18 protein-coding genes are annotated in these 14,590 nt (G+C 69.6%); 12 read left to right on the top strand and 6 right to left on the bottom strand.

The annotated features are described in order from the left end of the window. Nucleotides 1-31: 31 nt before the first annotated feature. Complete coding sequence (locus FL344_RS00700; protein ID WP_228564650.1) at nucleotides 32-2,086, bottom strand: M3 family metallopeptidase; 2,055 nt, start codon at nucleotides 2,084-2,086, stop codon at nucleotides 32-34. A 133-nt stretch (nucleotides 2,087-2,219) separates the two neighbouring features. On the opposite strand from FL344_RS00700, the gene FL344_RS00695 reads away from it, so the two are divergent. The 4 genes from FL344_RS00695 (at nucleotide 2,220) to FL344_RS00680 (ending at nucleotide 5,022) form a co-directional block, all read left to right on the top strand. After that, nucleotides 2,220-3,041, top strand: coding sequence for a protein-glutamate O-methyltransferase CheR (locus FL344_RS00695; RefSeq protein ID WP_194862927.1), 822 nt, complete (start codon nucleotides 2,220-2,222; stop codon nucleotides 3,039-3,041). Nucleotides 3,042-3,161: 120 nt separating this feature from the next. Then, nucleotides 3,162-4,058: a hypothetical protein gene (locus tag FL344_RS00690; RefSeq protein ID WP_141588890.1), complete on the top strand. Its 897-nt coding sequence runs from the start codon at nucleotides 3,162-3,164 to the stop codon at nucleotides 4,056-4,058. Nucleotides 4,059-4,061: 3 nt separating this feature from the next. Further along, a complete protein-coding gene (locus FL344_RS00685) occupies nucleotides 4,062-4,439 on the top strand; it encodes a hypothetical protein (protein WP_141588891.1) in 378 nt (125 codons plus the stop codon). A 22-nt stretch (nucleotides 4,440-4,461) separates the two neighbouring features. Further along, nucleotides 4,462-5,022 (top strand): hypothetical protein, encoded by a 561-nt coding sequence (locus FL344_RS00680; protein ID WP_141617098.1) that lies wholly within the window; start codon nucleotides 4,462-4,464, stop codon nucleotides 5,020-5,022. A 300-nt stretch (nucleotides 5,023-5,322) separates the two neighbouring features. Here the strand turns inward: FL344_RS00680 and FL344_RS00675 are convergent, their stop codons facing one another. Next, entirely contained in the window at nucleotides 5,323-5,724 is a 402-nt protein-coding gene (locus FL344_RS00675) for a hypothetical protein (protein ID WP_090493661.1), read from the bottom strand. Between the two features lie 163 nt (nucleotides 5,725-5,887). Between FL344_RS00675 and FL344_RS00670 the strand changes: the two genes are divergently transcribed. Further along, nucleotides 5,888-6,547, top strand: a complete 660-nt coding sequence (locus FL344_RS00670) for a hypothetical protein (RefSeq protein WP_228564649.1) — start codon at nucleotides 5,888-5,890, stop codon at nucleotides 6,545-6,547. Nucleotides 6,548-6,607: 60 nt separating this feature from the next. Here FL344_RS00670 and FL344_RS00665 read toward each other — a convergent pair whose 3' ends face one another. Beyond that, the gene (locus tag FL344_RS00665; protein ID WP_225888327.1) at nucleotides 6,608-6,907 is read right to left on the bottom strand and encodes a hypothetical protein; all 300 of its coding nucleotides are present in this window, start codon (nucleotides 6,905-6,907) and stop codon (nucleotides 6,608-6,610) included. Between the two features lie 206 nt (nucleotides 6,908-7,113). Here FL344_RS00665 and frmR point away from each other — a divergent pair, with 206 nt between their 5' ends. The 3 genes from frmR (at nucleotide 7,114) to fghA (ending at nucleotide 9,489) form a co-directional block, all read left to right on the top strand. After that, nucleotides 7,114-7,389, top strand: a complete 276-nt coding sequence (frmR, locus tag FL344_RS00660) for a formaldehyde-responsive transcriptional repressor FrmR (RefSeq protein ID WP_011557014.1) — start codon at nucleotides 7,114-7,116, stop codon at nucleotides 7,387-7,389. A 43-nt stretch (nucleotides 7,390-7,432) separates the two neighbouring features. Next, nucleotides 7,433-8,542: an S-(hydroxymethyl)glutathione dehydrogenase/class III alcohol dehydrogenase gene (locus FL344_RS00655; protein ID WP_090493652.1), complete on the top strand. Its 1,110-nt coding sequence runs from the start codon at nucleotides 7,433-7,435 to the stop codon at nucleotides 8,540-8,542. Between the two features lie 95 nt (nucleotides 8,543-8,637). Next, nucleotides 8,638-9,489 carry an S-formylglutathione hydrolase gene (fghA, locus tag FL344_RS00650; protein ID WP_141617096.1) on the top strand — a complete coding sequence of 284 codons (852 nt, stop codon included), beginning with the start codon at nucleotides 8,638-8,640 and terminating at the stop codon, nucleotides 9,487-9,489. A 61-nt stretch (nucleotides 9,490-9,550) separates the two neighbouring features. Here fghA and FL344_RS00645 read toward each other — a convergent pair whose 3' ends face one another. The 3 genes from FL344_RS00645 to FL344_RS00635 all read right to left on the bottom strand — a co-directional run bounded on the left by FL344_RS00645 (nucleotide 9,551) and on the right by FL344_RS00635 (nucleotide 12,356). Then, nucleotides 9,551-10,048, bottom strand: coding sequence for a hypothetical protein (locus FL344_RS00645; RefSeq protein WP_141617095.1), 498 nt, complete (start codon nucleotides 10,046-10,048; stop codon nucleotides 9,551-9,553). 152 nt (nucleotides 10,049-10,200) lie between these two features. Then, a complete protein-coding gene (locus tag FL344_RS00640) occupies nucleotides 10,201-11,709 on the bottom strand; it encodes an HAD-IG family 5'-nucleotidase (protein WP_141588899.1) in 1,509 nt (502 codons plus the stop codon). Nucleotides 11,710-11,804: 95 nt separating this feature from the next. After that, entirely contained in the window at nucleotides 11,805-12,356 is a 552-nt protein-coding gene (locus FL344_RS00635; protein ID WP_141588901.1) for a glutathione peroxidase, read from the bottom strand. A gap of 133 nt (nucleotides 12,357-12,489) precedes the next feature. Here FL344_RS00635 and FL344_RS00630 point away from each other — a divergent pair, with 133 nt between their 5' ends. The 4 genes from FL344_RS00630 (at nucleotide 12,490) to FL344_RS00615 (ending at nucleotide 14,580) form a co-directional block, all read left to right on the top strand. Further along, the gene (locus FL344_RS00630) at nucleotides 12,490-13,110 is read left to right on the top strand and encodes a hypothetical protein (protein WP_090493640.1); all 621 of its coding nucleotides are present in this window, start codon (nucleotides 12,490-12,492) and stop codon (nucleotides 13,108-13,110) included. Beyond that, nucleotides 13,107-13,346, top strand: coding sequence for a hypothetical protein (locus FL344_RS00625; protein ID WP_011557007.1), 240 nt, complete (start codon nucleotides 13,107-13,109; stop codon nucleotides 13,344-13,346). Before FL344_RS00630 ends, FL344_RS00625 begins: the two co-directional genes overlap by 4 nt. A gap of 158 nt (nucleotides 13,347-13,504) precedes the next feature. Further along, on the top strand, nucleotides 13,505-14,152 hold the full coding sequence (locus tag FL344_RS00620; RefSeq protein ID WP_228564648.1) for an START domain-containing protein: 648 nt from the start codon (nucleotides 13,505-13,507) through the stop codon (nucleotides 14,150-14,152). A 164-nt stretch (nucleotides 14,153-14,316) separates the two neighbouring features. Continuing rightward, on the top strand, nucleotides 14,317-14,580 hold the full coding sequence (locus tag FL344_RS00615; RefSeq protein ID WP_141617093.1) for a TraR/DksA C4-type zinc finger protein: 264 nt from the start codon (nucleotides 14,317-14,319) through the stop codon (nucleotides 14,578-14,580). The last annotated feature ends 10 nt before the right edge of the window (nucleotides 14,581-14,590 follow it).

Raw genomic sequence — 14,590 nt, 5'->3', positions numbered from 1 at the left:
AAGCTGCGTTCGCGTGGATGCCGCGGGCTCTTTACTTCGCGTCGAGATACGCGCGGTACGCGTCGAAGCCGTACTCGCGCCCGAGGAAGTCCTTCACCAGCTCGGCGGCGGGCTTGGAGCCGCCGGGCTCCAGCACGGTGCGGCGGTACTTCATCGCCGTCTCCCGGTCGAGGAAGCCCTTCTTCTGGAACTCGGTCTCCAGGTCCTTCGCGATGACGGAGGACCAGAGGTACGTGTAGTAGGCCGCCGAGTAGCCATCCAGGTGCCCGAAGGCCACCTCGAAGTGCGTGCCGTCACGGTGCTCGTGCTTGAAGGGGCTGAGCCGGGTCTGCAGGGCAGCCAGGGCCTCGGTCGTGTCGAAGCCCGGCTCGCGGGAGTAATAGTCCAGGCTCACAGCGGACAGGAACAACTGCCGCCGCGCCCACAGGCCCTGGCCGAACTCCTTCGACGCGCGGAGCTTCTCCACCATCTCCGCGGGGATGGGCTGGTTCGTCTCGTGGTGCTTCGCGAACTCCTTCAACACCTCCGGGTTGCCCGCCCACTGCTGGAGCAGCATGGACGGCGTCTCCACGAAGTCCCACTCCACGCGGGTGCCCGCGATGCCCGCCCACTTCAGGTGCCCGCCGAAGATGGCGTGCAGCAGGTGGCCGAACTCGTGGAAGAAGGTCTCCACCTCGTCGTGCGTCATCAGCTCGCCGGGGCGCGCGAAGTTGCACACCAGCGAGGCCTCCGGGTAGCGCTTGCCGGCCTGGCCCGCGACGAGGTCGAACTGCGCCGCGTGCTTGTACTTGTCGTCACGCGGGTGCATGTCCAGGTAGATGCGGCCCAGCAGCGCGTCGCCGTCGAACACGTCGTAGGTCTCCACCTCCTGCTGCCACACCCGGGCGTCCTTCACCGGCTTGTAGGTGATGCCCCAGATGCGCGAGGTGATGTCCATCACCCCCGCCTTCACCCGGCCGTACTCGAAGTAGGGCCGGACTGCCTGCGAGTCGAAGCTGAAGCGCTCCGCGCGCAGCCGGTCCTCGTAGAAGTCCTGGTCCCAGGGCTCCAGCACCTTGGCTCCCTTGACGTCCTTCTGCTTGCGCGCCAGGAGCTGCGCGTACTCCTGCTTCGCGCGGGCCTCGGTGGCAACGCCCAGCCGGTCAATGAAGTCCGCGGCCGCCTGCTGCGTGCGCGTCATCTTCGTCTCGGTGGTGTACGCGGCCCAGTTCGCGTAGCCCAGCAGCGTGGCCAGCTCGTGGCGCTTGGCGATGAGCTGTGCCAGCACGTCCTGGTTGGCCGGGTACGCGCGCTGCCGGTAGGTGCGCCACAGCTTCTCGCGCGCCTTCGCGTTCTTCGCGTACGTCATGAAGGGGAAGTAGTCCGGGTAGTTGGTGGTGATGACCACCAGCCCGTCCGCGCCCGGCGGGTGCGCCTTGCGGTAGTCCTCCGGCAGGCCGTCCAGCTCGGCGGGCTTGAAGGTTACCTTGCGGACGTCCTCGGCGATGTTCTTGCTGAACTGCTGCCCCAGCTTGAGCAGCTCCTCGTTGAGCGACTTCACCTTGGCGCGGGTGGCGTCGTCGCGGTCCACGCCGGCGCGGCGGAAGTCGAGCAGCGCGCGGTCCATCCAGTACCGGGTCGCCGCGTCCGCGCTGGACAGGTCCACCGCGGCCAGCACGTCATAGACGCCTCGGTCCTGGGACAGCGCCACGTTGGCGGAGTCCACGCGCTGCTCGCACTCGCGCGCGGCGTCGCGGAAGGCCGCCTCCGGATGCACCTCGCGCGCGAGGCTGGAGCGGTTGGCCGCGGCGAGCAGCGAGCCCAGGGCCTCGTCATAGGCGGCGAGCACGGCCTGGCCGTCCTTGCGCGCGTCCAGCGCCTTGATGGCGGACACCTGCGCGCGGGTGCGCTCGAGGTCCGCGTCACACGCGGCGGTGAAGTCGGCCAGGGTGCCGGAGAGGACGCTGGCGCCTTCGGGAGGCGGCACGGGCTTGGGCGCGGCGGCGGGGGCCTGCTGCGCGGTGGGCTCGGGGGCCGCGGCGGGGGTGTGCGTGCAGCCGGCCGACGCCAGTGCCGCGGAGAGGGTGAGGGCGCTCAGTCTCTTCAAGGGTGGGTTCCTCCGGGGTCCAAAGACAATGCCGGAGCGTCATGCCACATCCCGCCTGCCTCCGCCCGGTGCAAGCGGCCTTCCCTTGCCCGGACGCGGCGGCCGTGCCGACATCCAGGAGGAGGCCGACCCGATGACGGACCGTGATTGCGTGGAGCTGTTGCAGTGGGCCGCGCCCCGCCTGCGCCTTCGCTGGGAGGGCTTCCGGCGCGTCCGGGGGCAGGTATGCAAGCGCATCGGCCGCAGGCTGAAGGCGCTGGGCCTGCCAGACGCGGGGGCCTACCGCGCCCGGCTGGAGGCGGTGCCCTCGGAGTGGGACGCGCTCGACGCGCTGTGCCGCGTCACCATCTCCCGCTTCTACCGGGACGCGCGCGTCTTCGAGGTGCTGCGCCATGACCTGCTCCCCGCCCGGCTGGAGTCCCTGCGCTCCCAGGGGGAGGCCACGTTGCGGGCGTGGAGCGCGGGCTGTGCTTCCGGCGAGGAGCCCTACACGCTGTCGGTGCTCTTCCAGTTGGGGCTCGAGCCTCGATTCCCGGGAGCGCGCCTGGCGTTGGTGGCCTCCGATGCGGATGCGGGGCTGCTCGCGCGGGCGGCGCGGGGCTGCTATCCGCGCGGGGCCTTGCGTGAGCTGCCGCGTGCCTGGGCGGAGCGTGCCTTTCCGGGGCCCGGCGACGAACCGTGTCTTGCGCCGGAGTTCCGGCGGGCGGTGGACTTCCTCCAGCAGGACTTGCGCTCCCAGATGCCCGACGGGCCCTTCCACCTGGTGCTTTGCCGCAACGTCGCCTTCACCTACTTCGCGCCGCCGCTTCAACGCGAGGTCCTGTCACGGCTGGTGGCGCGGCTGGTCCCTGGCGGGCTGCTGGTGATTGGCGGCCATGAGTCCCTGCCCGAAGGAGACTTCGGCCTGACACGCGCCGCCGGCCCGCTGCCTGTCTTCGCGCGGACAGACGTCTGAGACCGCCGGGCTCTATTCACGAATTCGTCCGGTGCGAGCATTCTCCGTCGCTGGGCCGTGCTCCCCTGACGTGAGCGGGACAGAGGACTCGGGCCTGCGCGTGGCCGGAGGAATCCGAGGATGCGCACGAAGCTGTGGTGGAGCGTGGTGCTGGCGGCGTGTGCGTGTGGCGGCGCCGCGAAGACGGGCGACGAGCTCCGCTCACGGCAGGTGGGACTGTCGCTCTCCGCCACGCCAGGAGACGCCCGGGGCACCTTCGTCCATGAGGACGAGACGGTGACGTTCTCCTCCCGCGAGGTGGAGCCCGGGGTGTACCGGCTGGAGGTCCGGCTGCGCGGGTTGACGCTCACCGGGTTGATGGAGCCGGCCCTCGGCGTCTCCACGCTGGATGGTTTCGCGGAGGCGAATGCCATGGACGCGCAGATGCGCGCCGCGGACCGCGCGCTGCTCACCGCCCTCTATCGCGAGCTCGATGCGGCGCTTCCCTCCGGAGACGCTGCGGCCCCCGCGGCGATGTACCTGCGCCGCGCGGTGAGCATGTGGTCCCAGTACCCGGACACCGTGGGGCTGCGGCGCGCGGTGATGGGTGAGAAGGGGCGTGGCTACACGATGTTGTGCAGCTATGCGCAGTGCAACGGGCGCAACTCGGGCAGCTGCGAGGGGCGCTACAACTGGTACGCCCACGCGACGCACGACTGTGACCGGGGCGGCTTCGACTGGCCCGGCAACCAGCAACTGGCCCAGCTCGGTGACCACTACTCCTGCAGCGGGGATGAGTTCTTTCTGGCCGGTGATACCTGGCACTGCGGTTCGCCCAACCACTGGCACCGGCCGAAGGTGGTGGGCAACTGCTTCGGGCGCTGCGGCAGCACGTGCGGCGGGGACACCCAGTACACGGTGGACGCCACCAACCACGACAGCTGCGTGCGCAATGGCCACATCCTGGTGAGCGGCTGGTGCAATGACCAGTTCACCGCCGCCGTGGATGACGAGCTGTTCGCCCCCAACTGCTACTGAGCCATGTCACGACAGCCCGCGCCAGTGAGGTGGATGGGGTGGCTGATGCTGGCCGCGCTCGGGTGTTCCTCCGACGCGTCGAAGACGCGGGCCGCGGAGGCCGTGGTGCGCCACTTCTTCTCGGCGCTGCCCGAGGGCGACTGCGAGGTCCTGGCACCGCTGCTGGTCACGGGAGGAAGCGCGCGACCGTGCGTGGAGACGGTGCGGGAGCTGCGGGGACATGGCCTCACGCTGGTGGGGATTGTCGAATCGACGGTGGACGGGCGTGACGCCGAGGCCGTCCTCGTCCGGGCCCGGGTGGCCCACGGTGGACGCGAGCGTCCGGCACCGTGGTTGCTACGGGTGGAGCGCCAGGATGGCGACTGGCGGGTGCGCTTCTGAGCGCCGGGGCGGGGAGGGGGCCATGCGGATTCGTTACCGTTTGATTCTGACCGGTGCGGGCGTGCTCGCCGTGGCGCTGGGCGCCGTGGAGTTCTGGCCCCAGCCCGAGCCGGAGCCGCTGCCCGCCGCGCTGCTCGCCATGGCCGTGCCTCCTCCTCCGCCTTCGCCTCCACCCGCGCCGGCCCCCCGTGTGGTGCCGGTGGCGGCCCATACGAAGGCGCCGCCCGCTCCCGCGCCTCGGCAAGAGGTGCCCCAGGTCACGGTGGCCCGGATGGCGCCCGAGCCCGTGGTGCCCGAGCCAGAGGTGTCCTTTCCTCCGCCTCAGGACAACGACGACATCGAGCCCGAGCTGCCACAAACAGTCCAGTGGGAGCTGGAGAAGATGGCGCGGCTGGCGGCGCTGGTGGAGCGAGACGTGGTGCGGCTGGCGCGCGAGCGTGAGGACGCCGTGGCGCAAGGCGACGTGCAGCGGGGGGAGCAGATTGACGTGCTCCTTCAGCGCAACCTGGGACAGTTGCGCGAGCTGCACGACGAGGTTCGCAGGCTGGCCGAGGAGGTGAACGGCGTCGCCCCCGAGGAATGAGCGAGAGAGGGAACGAACGCCGCGGGTGGGCCATACCGCTCGCGCGGAGGTCCGGCCGCGGACTCATGAACGGGCGGGTTTTTCTCGCTGGCGAGCTGCACGAGCCCCGCCTCGAAGTTCGCGAGCGAGCGGGCCTCGTGGGCGATGCGGTGGGGGCTGGCCGCGTCGTCGCCTTCCTTGACGAGCGCGCGAGCAGTCGCCGTGAGGATGGCGTCGCAGGTGGCCTGTGTCCGGTCCTGACGGGGCCTTCCACGGCCTGGAGTCATGACTCATCGCGCAGGGCTCCAGGCTGGAAGGGCCTCAGGCGCGGATGCTCGTCTTCCGTGCACCCGCGCGCTTGTAGACCTTGCCCGCCTTCAGCGGGGTCGTATCGCCGCGGCCTGTCGTCTTCTTGGGGCGGCCCTCCTTGCGGTAGGCCACGGCGGCCGCGGACGGCAGTGTCTTGCGCCGCGAGGTGCTGCTCTGGCCGGGCTCTGGTTCGGGCAGCTTGCGGCTTTTCGCCGTGAGGCCCCTTCCTGGCGCGTGGCGGGGACTGACGCTGCGGTCCGCGAAGGTCCGTTTCCCCAGGGCCCGCCGGCCGCTCTTCTTTGCATGGTGCGTGCTGTCCGCGCTGGCGAGCTGCACGTCGGTGGGCTTGAGCTCCAACGTCGTTCCCTGCCGCTTCGCGCGCTTCACGCGCTCCGTCTGACTCTTCTCTGGCATGCGACCTCCAGCGAAACAGGTAGGAACGCCGGGTGGGGGATGCCAGGGAGCAATGGAGCAGCCGGGCCCCGGTGCCCAGGTCTGGTGGTGGCGTGGAACGCCCGTCATGGCATTCCGGGACGGGTTGCGGCGGCGCGCGGGGAGGTGCTCCGATGGTGGGGCCATGCGCCGCGCTCGAATCTCCTTGGACGCGCCGTACCTCTCGCCGGAGCCGGTCGAGTTCCGCATCGTCTGTCCTGGCTGCGGGCATGCCGTCACGGTGGGCGCCGAGGCACGCTGCATGAAGTGCGGCGCGAGCCTGGAGGCGGCCTTGAACGCCGCGCGAGGTCCGCCGCCTTCGTTGCCACCGCGCCGGTTGACCCGGGCACAGCGCGCGGCCGTCTCGCGGCCCAAGCTGCACAAGCACTACGTCCTGGGAACGCTGGCCCTCTGGGCGGGGGTGATGCTGCTCCCGGTGGGACTGTTCTTCCTGTGGCCCCTGCTCCTGCAGTCCGCCATCTTCATCGGGATGGGGCTGTTGTTCCGGCGCACGAGCTGGCCGGTGGCACTGCGGCGCGAGCAGCAGCGCCAGTTGAAGGCCTGGGTCTGGGGCTTGCCGGCCGCGGCTGAAATCACGCGGGTGGAGCGTCAGGTGGCGCCCACGCTGCATGCCGGACGTCTGGTGCAGCTCGATTACGTCTTCACGGTGCATGGCCAGCGCGTCGAAGGGAGCATGCCTTCACCGCACGCGTCGGACCTGCTGCGGCGCCCGGGAGAGCGCGTGTGGGCCGTCTACGTGGCGGAGGACCCTGGCGCCAGCGCGCTGTGGCCACCGGGCCCTTGAAATGGGCACGGCCCCCGCCCGGAGGTCGCGGGGCGCGGGCCGCGTCACGACGTGTACATGCTAGCCGCCGTGAAGGGGCAGGCGCTTCTTCGGCCCGCCGAGGTGCTTCACGTTCATCTCGCTGGGGGCCTTCTTGCGGCCCTTGAGGGTGGTTGCGCGTCGCCGATGACTCTTGGGCTCATGTGCCTCGGCGGCGGGTCCCAGCGTCACGCGCTCCAGTGTCTTCTGCCGCCGCAGCGCGGCCGCGTCATCGTGGGGCATCGTCTTGCGCCCCTTGCTGGCCTGTACGCTCGGCTGGGCCCCGTGCGCGTCGACCCGCCGCCTGTTCTTGATGCCTGCCACTGTGGTCCGAACGGCCATGTTGCCTCCCTGCGGGTGAGGTAAGGACGGCGCCACGGCTTTTCCATCCCCCTCCATGGGACGGCGGAGGTCATTGCTCCCCCGCCTGCCGGGAGGAAGAGATGCCGCGCGCTGTCAGGACGCCTTCAATCCTTCCTTGTCGAATACCCCCCGGGGGTATATATCCGCCGCGGCAGGATACTCCCACCCAGTATGTCGTCACCGCCATGCCCCACTCGCCGGAAGAGAAGAAGAAGGCGCTGCTCCGCGTCCGCCGCATCCGCGGTCAGACCGAAGCCCTGGAGCGTGCGTTGGAGTCCGGGGCCGAATGCGGCACGGTCCTCCAGCAACTCGCTGCCATCCGGGGCGCCATCAACGGACTGATGTCCGAGGTGCTGGAGTCACATATTCGGGAGGAGTTCGGTCCGGCATCCGACGAGGATCCGCGCCACGCCCAGCGGGTGCGGGACATGACGACGCTGGTCCGCACCTATCTCAAGTGAGCGGGAGTCCCTGCCTTCATCCCCTAGCCCCAGGAGCATCCTCATGAAGTCCCGTGCCGCTGTTGCCTTCGAAGCCGGAAAGCCCTTGAGCATCGTCGAACTCGACGTCGCGCCTCCGCAGAAGGGCGAGGTCCTGGTCCGCATCACCCACACGGGCGTCTGTCACACCGACGCGTTCACCCTCTCCGGGGATGATCCGGAAGGTCTCTTCCCCGTGGTGCTCGGCCACGAGGGGGCCGGCGTGGTGGAGGCGGTGGGCGAGGGCGTGACGTCCGTGAAGCCCGGCGACCACGTCATTCCGCTCTACACCGCGGAGTGTGGCCAGTGTCTGTTCTGCAAGTCCGGCAAGACCAACCTGTGCGTGGCGGTGCGCGCCACCCAGGGCAAGGGTGTGATGCCAGACGGCACCACGCGCTTCTCGTACAACGGCAAGCCCGTCTACCACTACATGGGGTGCTCCACCTTCAGCGAGTACACGGTGGTGGCGGAGGTGTCGCTGGCCCGCATCAACCCGAACGCCAACCCCGAGCAGGTCTGTCTGCTGGGCTGCGGCGTGACGACGGGCCTGGGCGCGGTGAAGAACACGGCCCGCGTGCAGGAAGGGGATTCGGTGGCGGTGTTCGGCCTGGGCGGTATCGGCCTGGCGGTCATCCAGGGCGCCCAGATGGCGAAGGCGGGTCGCATCATCGCCATCGACACGAACCCCGCGAAGTTCGAGCTGGCGAAGGCCTTCGGCGCCACCGACTTCGTCAACCCCAAGGACCATGACCGTCCCATCCAGCAGGTCATCGTGGAGATGACGGGCTGGGGCGTGGACCACTCTTTCGAGTGCATCGGCAACGTGGGCGTGATGCGCGCCGCGCTCGAGTGCGCGCACCGCGGCTGGGGCCAGTCCATCATCATCGGCGTGGCCGGCGCGGGACAGGAGATCTCCACCCGTCCGTTCCAGCTCGTCACGGGCCGGACCTGGAAGGGCACCGCCTTTGGTGGCGTGAAGGGCCGCTCGGAGCTCCCCGGCATGGTGGAGGACGCGATGGCCGGGAAGATTCAGCTCGCGCCGTTCGTGACCCACACGCGTTCGCTGACGGACATCAACGAGGCCTTCGACCTGATGCACGAGGGCAAGTCCATCCGCACCGTCGTCCGCTACTGAGTCAACCGCCAACCCCTTCCCCGAGGCGCAGGACCTGCGCGTATCGGCCACGCACAGCGCCAAGGCGAAGGGCACCTTCCGGGAGGACTGAGATTATGGAACGCATCGAACACCACGCGAGTTTTGGCGGCCGGCAGGAGGTGTGGAAGCACACCTCCTCCGCGCTGGGCGGCGAGACGCGGTTCGGCATCTACCTGCCGGAGGCCGCGCTGCGCGGCGAGCGCTGCCCGGTGCTGTACTGGCTCTCCGGCCTGACCTGCACCGAGCAGAACTTCATCACCAAGGCGGGCGCGCAGGAGCACGCGGCGCGCCACGGATTCATCGTCGTCGCGCCTGACACCAGTCCTCGTGGCGACGCGGTGGCCAACGACGCTGCCTACGATTTGGGGCAGGGGGCGGGCTTCTACCTCGACGCCACGCAGGCTCCCTGGGCGCCGCACTTCCGCATGCAGGACTACGTGGCCCGGGAGCTCCCCGCGCTGGTGGAGCAGCACTTCCCGGCCTCGGACGCGCGAGGCATCTTCGGCCATTCGATGGGCGGTCATGGCGCGCTCGTCACCGCCCTGCGCCACCCGGGCCGCTACCGCAGCGTGTCCGCCTTTTCCCCCATCGTCGCACCCTCACAGGTGCCGTGGGGCCAGAAGGCCTTCACCGCCTACCTGGGCGACAACCGTGACGCGTGGGCGGCCTGGGACGCCGTCGAGTTGGTGAAGACGGCGAAGGAGCGCCTGACGCTCCTGGTGGACCAGGGCGAGGCCGACGAGTTCCTCGCCACCCAATTGCGCCCGGAGTTGCTGGCCGCCGCCTGCGAGGCCACGGGCCACCCGCTCACGCTGCGGCGGCACGCGGGGTACGACCACAGCTACTACTTCATCGCCACGTTCCTCGCGGACCACTTCGCGCACCACGCGAAGGCCCTCGTCGGTTCCGGGAACGCGCGTTCGTAGTCGCGACGCTCAGCCCGGGTTCCGGTCAGCCCCGACGTGACATGTCGGGGCTGGCCGTGTCTCAGCGGGACTGAGTCGACGACCCTTTGCCACGCCGGGGCGGGCGGGTGCTGGTGGTGCTCTCGGGCGGGAACAGCCAGCCGTCCGCGCCGCGCGGGGCGGTGTTGCTGGTCCGCGTCGTCTCCGTGGGCTCCAGGTGCAGGCCACGGCAGCCGCGGCACCAGGACTGGGGCCGGCGCTCACCGCGCATGGTGCGGTAGCCGAAGTCCTGCGCCGTGGGGCCCATGTGGCCGCAGCGCGGGCAGCGGCTCAGGGACGTGACGCCCGTCTCCTTCGCCTTCTGCTTGCCATGCTCCACCACCAGCGCCAGCGCCGCGGCGAACCCCACCCGCCGCTCCGAGGCGACGTGGAAGCGCCGGGCGCGCTTGCGGCCCTTGCCGCCCAGCACCGGTAGCAGGTCCATGCCCCCAAGCAGGTTGCGCTGCTCGAGGACGCGCGTCGAAGAGCTGTTCGTGGTCGAGTGGCTCACAAGAGCACTCATACCGGGGTGGTCTGACATGCCCTGTGGAGGGGGATGCCTGCCTGCCCGCTCCTCGGAGGGGTACTGAACGAAAGTTCAATGAATCCGAGGATCTACACATCCTCCCCAATTGGTAGGACGCCGGCGGCACCGGGAGGCCCCGTGCCGCCGAGTCCCAAGGGTGGGGCCGGTTACTCCCCGCCGTCCGTGCCGGACATGCCGCCGCCGGCCTCGCCGGCGCCGAAGACGGGCGTGCCACCGGGCAGGCTGGGATCATGCGGGAGGCTGCCGCGCGGGCTGCGCAGGTAGACGAAGGGCGTGGCGAACAGGAAGTTGGACACGCGCGACGTGTAGATGTCCGCGTACCGCTCCACCTGCCGGGCCAGGTGGCTCTTGTCATTGCCCGCGCGCGTCAGCAGGCCCCAGATGGGGTTGGACAGCTCGGTGGCCGCGCGTGCCAGGGGCCCCAGCTCCGCGTCCAGCGCCTCCAGCTCCGTGCGCAGCGTGGCCAGCCGCGCCACCAGCTCCGTCTCCGACGGCGTGTCCGTGCGCGGGCCGTACTGGAAGCGCCGCCGCTGGAGCTCCAGGCGAATCTGGCAGCTCTCCGCCTCCAGCCGCTCCTTCACCACCATGCGCTCGGCCAGCCGGGTCTCCGTGGCGCGGAACGAGGCGATGGAGCGCACCTCGTCCTCCAGCTCGCGCAGGATGAGCGCCGTGCGCCAGCGCAGCACATTCTTCGTCACGTGCACGTCGCCGAACATGTGGTCGCCCACGTAGAGAATCTGGTCACCGCTCATGCCCAGGTGGCGCTCCAGCTCCACCGCGCTGCCGCCGAAGTACGGCGTGCCCGGCTTGAAGGGGCCCGTGTGCGGACGCAGCAGCGCCTCGCCGCTGGACTCCACCACCTCGAAGAGCGACGAGCGCGTGGTGAAGAACTCCGGCTTGCGCGCGGAGACAATCACCACGTCGAAGAGCTGCCGCCACGTCATGCCTTCCGGCAGGTGCCGGTCGAAGGCGAAGTGCATCATGGGCTCGGTGTAGGCCCACTCGCTGTTGGTGATGAGCAGCAGCTTCTTGCCGGCGTTGCGCTGGTCCAGCAGCGCCAGCGGCGTCTCCGGGTCGTCGATGACGTAGCGCTCCGGGTCGGCGATGATTTCCGCCTTCAGCCGCCCCTGCATGTGCGTGGCGTCCAGGTTCTTCCGAACGTGCTCGTAGAGGTCCGAATAGCCCATGGGGCCCGGGAGCTGGCCGGCGTCCAGCCGGTCCACGAGCTGCGCGTAGATGCACGCCTCCGACAGCGAGAAGAGCGTGTTGAGGAACACCCAGCGCTGCTCATGCAGGTCGATGATGGTGCGCGCGTATTCGTCGCGCTGGGCCTCGAAGCTCATGGCCTGCGTGCCGTGCAGCGCCTTCTTCACGAAGCCGAAGCGGTTGGCCTTGAGGAGGTTGCCCTTCTCCGTGTCGATGATGAGGCCGCGCATCGACAGCTCGGGGTCGAACGACAAGTCCGCCACCGGCCAGCCCTGCTCCACGAGCCGGTCGCGGATGTGCTCGTAGGCGCGGCGCTCCCACGCCTCCACATGGTAGTGGATGAGCGTGTAATCCATGTCGTAACCCACCGCCTTGATGGCGCGCAGGTTGAGGGTGCGGTTGCAGAACAGTCCGCGCTCGGGCGGGGGACCAGGAATGAACGTGCTCATGGCACCCCTGGCTTGCCCCGGAGCGCGCGAAAAGTCACTGCTTTCGTCAGGGCCCGTCCGCTGGACGGCAGAAGTCCAGCGGCACCCCGGCCGGGTCAGGCCTGCTTCGCGAGCTCCGCGTCGATGGCGGACAGCAGACGCGCATCGTCCGCGGCGACGTCCGGCGCGAAACGCGCGGCGACGCGGCCGTCACGCCCGACGAGGAACTTCTCGAAGTTCCACTGCACTTCCGGCACGGGGTTGGCGGTGATGCCGTAGCCCTGGAGCCGGCTGCGCATGGGGCCTTCGCCCACGGCGTCCGGGATGGCGCCCGTCAGCGCGTGGTAGAGCGGGTGCTTGTCCGCGCCCACCACCGAAATCTTGGAGAACAGCGGGAACTTCACGTCGTAGGTCAGCGTGCAGAACGACTTGATTTCCGCCTCGCTGCCCGGCTCCTGGCCCAGGAAGTTGTTGGCCGGGAAGCCCAGCACCTCGAAGCCCTCGGCGCGCTTGCGCTCGTAGAGCTTCTCCAGGCCTTCGTACTGCGGCGTCAGGCCACACTTGGAGGCCACGTTGACCACCAGCAGGACCTTGCCCTTGAACTGGCCGAGAGACTGCGGGGCACCGTCGATGGACTTGAGGGGAATGTCGTAGAGGTTCTGGCTCATGCCTCACCCTATAACCGCTCGGAGGGGGACAGGCCGGGGAGATTATAAAATCCAGAAATGACAACTATCCATGGGCCGACAGGAGGTAGGTTCCGCCACCTCTTTCACTCCTTCCCTATCTGGAGATCTGCCCATGACGTGGACGATTCGGAGCCTGCTCCTTGGTGTCTTCCTGCTGTCCGGCTGCAAGCACACGGGTGGCGGCAGCGTTACCCCCACCCCGACGCAGCCGCAGGCTTGTGATGCGCAGCAGGCGCAAATCTCCCGCGAGGCCGATGAGCGCGCCAGCCCGTGGAGCGTGGAGCAGCACCTGGCGAAGAACTTCCCTGGCAAGAAGGTGTCGTGGCTGATGACGGACGCCGCGTACCAGAACTTCGTGGTGAAGCCGAACGCGCAGAACTTTGGCCGCTGCAATGACAGCGGTTGCTATCTGTTCGCCGCGCCTTCGGAGACCATCCAGGCCGCCGTCGAGAAGTCGATGGTGAACGGCGCGCATGACCCGGCGGTGATTGGCCAGGCGCTGGGCCTGCCGGCGAAGAACTTCGAAGGCCCGCTGCGGATGATGACGCTGGACCTGGCGGCCACCGGCGTGTGCGTGCGCCTGCCCGTGGACAGCGACCCGGGCGTCTGGAAGTGCACCAGCGAGGAGGACACGGACTGCTTCAAGTTCGGCGGCTACACCTCTGGCGGCGTGCCGGAACTGATGGTCATCGACGCGCCCGTCTCCCAGGCGGTGGTGACGGAGATTCCGTGAGCGAGGAGCAGGTCCTCATCCAGAGCCCCCTCATGTACCGGCTGGTGCGCTCGGCGGAGGGGGCGCTCTTCCTCGATGTGGTGGTGGGGGGCATCGCCCAGTTCACGGTGCGCGTGGTCCTCACCGAGCAGGAAGCCGAGGCCTACGGCCGGCTGGGCCGCCCCTACGCGGACCGTCTGGCAATGGATGTCATGGCCAGCCCGGCGTTCGGAGGGCGGGCCGTCCGCGTGCCGTAGGGCGCGGCATGGGGGCTGCCGCCCCGGGCCACCTTCGGAAGGTGGCTCGGGGACGGTGCTTGCGTGGGCCCGTTGCGCATTCGTGAATGCGCCGCCGCGCCTGGGTGTCGGAGGCTGACGTGACGTCACACCCGGCCCGAGCCGCGAAGGATGCTTGCATGAAGATGTCGTGGAGTGGTGCGGTCCTGTCCGCCTGTGTGCTGGGGCTCGCCGCCGGAGCAGCCCGCGCGGAAGAGGCGTGGAAGACGGTGGCGGAGAAGCCTTACGTGGTGAAGGTCCGCGCGCGCCCGGGCTCCGAGGCCAAGGACGTGTGGGCGGAGGGCGAGCTGGCCGCGAGCGCCGCGGACGTCCAGGCGGTGCTGCGGGACGTGGACGCCTACCGGCACTGGATGCCGTATGTGAAGGAGTCCCGCATCCTGAAGGACCTGCCGGACGAGGGGCAGCTCACGTACACGAAGCTAGACCTGCCGGTGGTGTCCTCGCGCGACTACATCTGCAACGTGGTGTTGGAGTCCAGGCTGGCGGAGGACGGCTCGGGTGTGTTCGCGCAGCGCTGGCAGGCGACGCCGGACGCCATTCCCCAGCGGCGCGGCACCGTTCGCATTCGGCTCAACGAGGGAAGCTGGCGCGTGGAGCCTCGAGGCGAAGGGAAGTCCCATGCCGTGTACCGCTTCACCGTGGACCCGGCCGGCTCCATTCCTGGCTTCCTGGCGCGCATGGGACAGAAGGACGCCGTGGAGGACACGTTCCGCGCGGTGGAGAAGCGCGCCCGGGTACACGCCGCATCCCGGGCACGAGCGGAGTGACGCCGGTGCGCCGCAACGGATGCAGGGCCCTGACCGGGGTGCGCAAGCCTTGCGCGTTTTCAGGGCTGTAGCGCCGCGCACCGCAAGGCACGCTTCCTGAAAGCATAATCTCCTGCTGGGCCGAGGGTCCGGAGTGGCCGGGGTGGCCGCAGTGGGAGACGAACATGGAGCTGCTGGCTCGGGAGGCCCAGGAAGCATTGCGGCAACGCAGCCACCGGCTGCGCGCTCGGGCCTCGTTGGGGGTGGAGGGCCTGTCCTTCACCCAGGCGGAGGCGCAGGAGCTGCGGGACATCGAGGAGGCGCTGACGCGCATCGCTCATGGTGAGTTCGGCCGGTGCGCGCGCTGCGGCGGGGCCATTGGCCGGCACCGGCTGCGCGCTGTTCCAGAGGCCCGGCACTGCCTGACGTGTGCCGCCCTGGCGCGCTGAAGGCCCGCTC

The sequence above is a fragment of the Myxococcus sp. AB036A genome, from assembly GCF_006547355.1.
Classification (GTDB): domain Bacteria; phylum Myxococcota; class Myxococcia; order Myxococcales; family Myxococcaceae; genus Myxococcus; species Myxococcus virescens.
The sequence above is the reverse complement of the archived record's forward strand: the minus strand, read 5'-3'. Positions and strand labels throughout refer to the sequence as shown.

Coding starts and splice junctions, on each gene's coding strand:
- FL344_RS00695 (WP_194862927.1), top strand. CDS start 2,220: ATGACGGACCGTGATTGCGTGGAGCTGTTGCAGTGGGCCGCGCCCCGC.
- FL344_RS00675 (WP_090493661.1), bottom strand. CDS start 5,724: ATGCCAGAGAAGAGTCAGACGGAGCGCGTGAAGCGCGCGAAGCGGCAG.
- FL344_RS00620 (WP_228564648.1), top strand. CDS start 13,505: ATGAAGATGTCGTGGAGTGGTGCGGTCCTGTCCGCCTGTGTGCTGGGG.
- FL344_RS00635 (WP_141588901.1), bottom strand. CDS start 12,356: ATGAGCCAGAACCTCTACGACATTCCCCTCAAGTCCATCGACGGTGCC.
- frmR (WP_011557014.1), top strand. CDS start 7,114: ATGCCCCACTCGCCGGAAGAGAAGAAGAAGGCGCTGCTCCGCGTCCGC.
- FL344_RS00670 (WP_228564649.1), top strand. CDS start 5,888: ATGCGCCGCGCTCGAATCTCCTTGGACGCGCCGTACCTCTCGCCGGAG.
- FL344_RS00645 (WP_141617095.1), bottom strand. CDS start 10,048: ATGTCAGACCACCCCGGTATGAGTGCTCTTGTGAGCCACTCGACCACG.
- FL344_RS00690 (WP_141588890.1), top strand. CDS start 3,162: ATGCGCACGAAGCTGTGGTGGAGCGTGGTGCTGGCGGCGTGTGCGTGT.
- FL344_RS00685 (WP_141588891.1), top strand. CDS start 4,062: ATGTCACGACAGCCCGCGCCAGTGAGGTGGATGGGGTGGCTGATGCTG.
- FL344_RS00630 (WP_090493640.1), top strand. CDS start 12,490: ATGACGTGGACGATTCGGAGCCTGCTCCTTGGTGTCTTCCTGCTGTCC.
- FL344_RS00665 (WP_225888327.1), bottom strand. CDS start 6,907: ATGGCCGTTCGGACCACAGTGGCAGGCATCAAGAACAGGCGGCGGGTC.
- FL344_RS00680 (WP_141617098.1), top strand. CDS start 4,462: ATGCGGATTCGTTACCGTTTGATTCTGACCGGTGCGGGCGTGCTCGCC.
- FL344_RS00640 (WP_141588899.1), bottom strand. CDS start 11,709: ATGAGCACGTTCATTCCTGGTCCCCCGCCCGAGCGCGGACTGTTCTGC.
- fghA (WP_141617096.1), top strand. CDS start 8,638: ATGGAACGCATCGAACACCACGCGAGTTTTGGCGGCCGGCAGGAGGTG.
- FL344_RS00615 (WP_141617093.1), top strand. CDS start 14,317: ATGGAGCTGCTGGCTCGGGAGGCCCAGGAAGCATTGCGGCAACGCAGC.
- FL344_RS00655 (WP_090493652.1), top strand. CDS start 7,433: ATGAAGTCCCGTGCCGCTGTTGCCTTCGAAGCCGGAAAGCCCTTGAGC.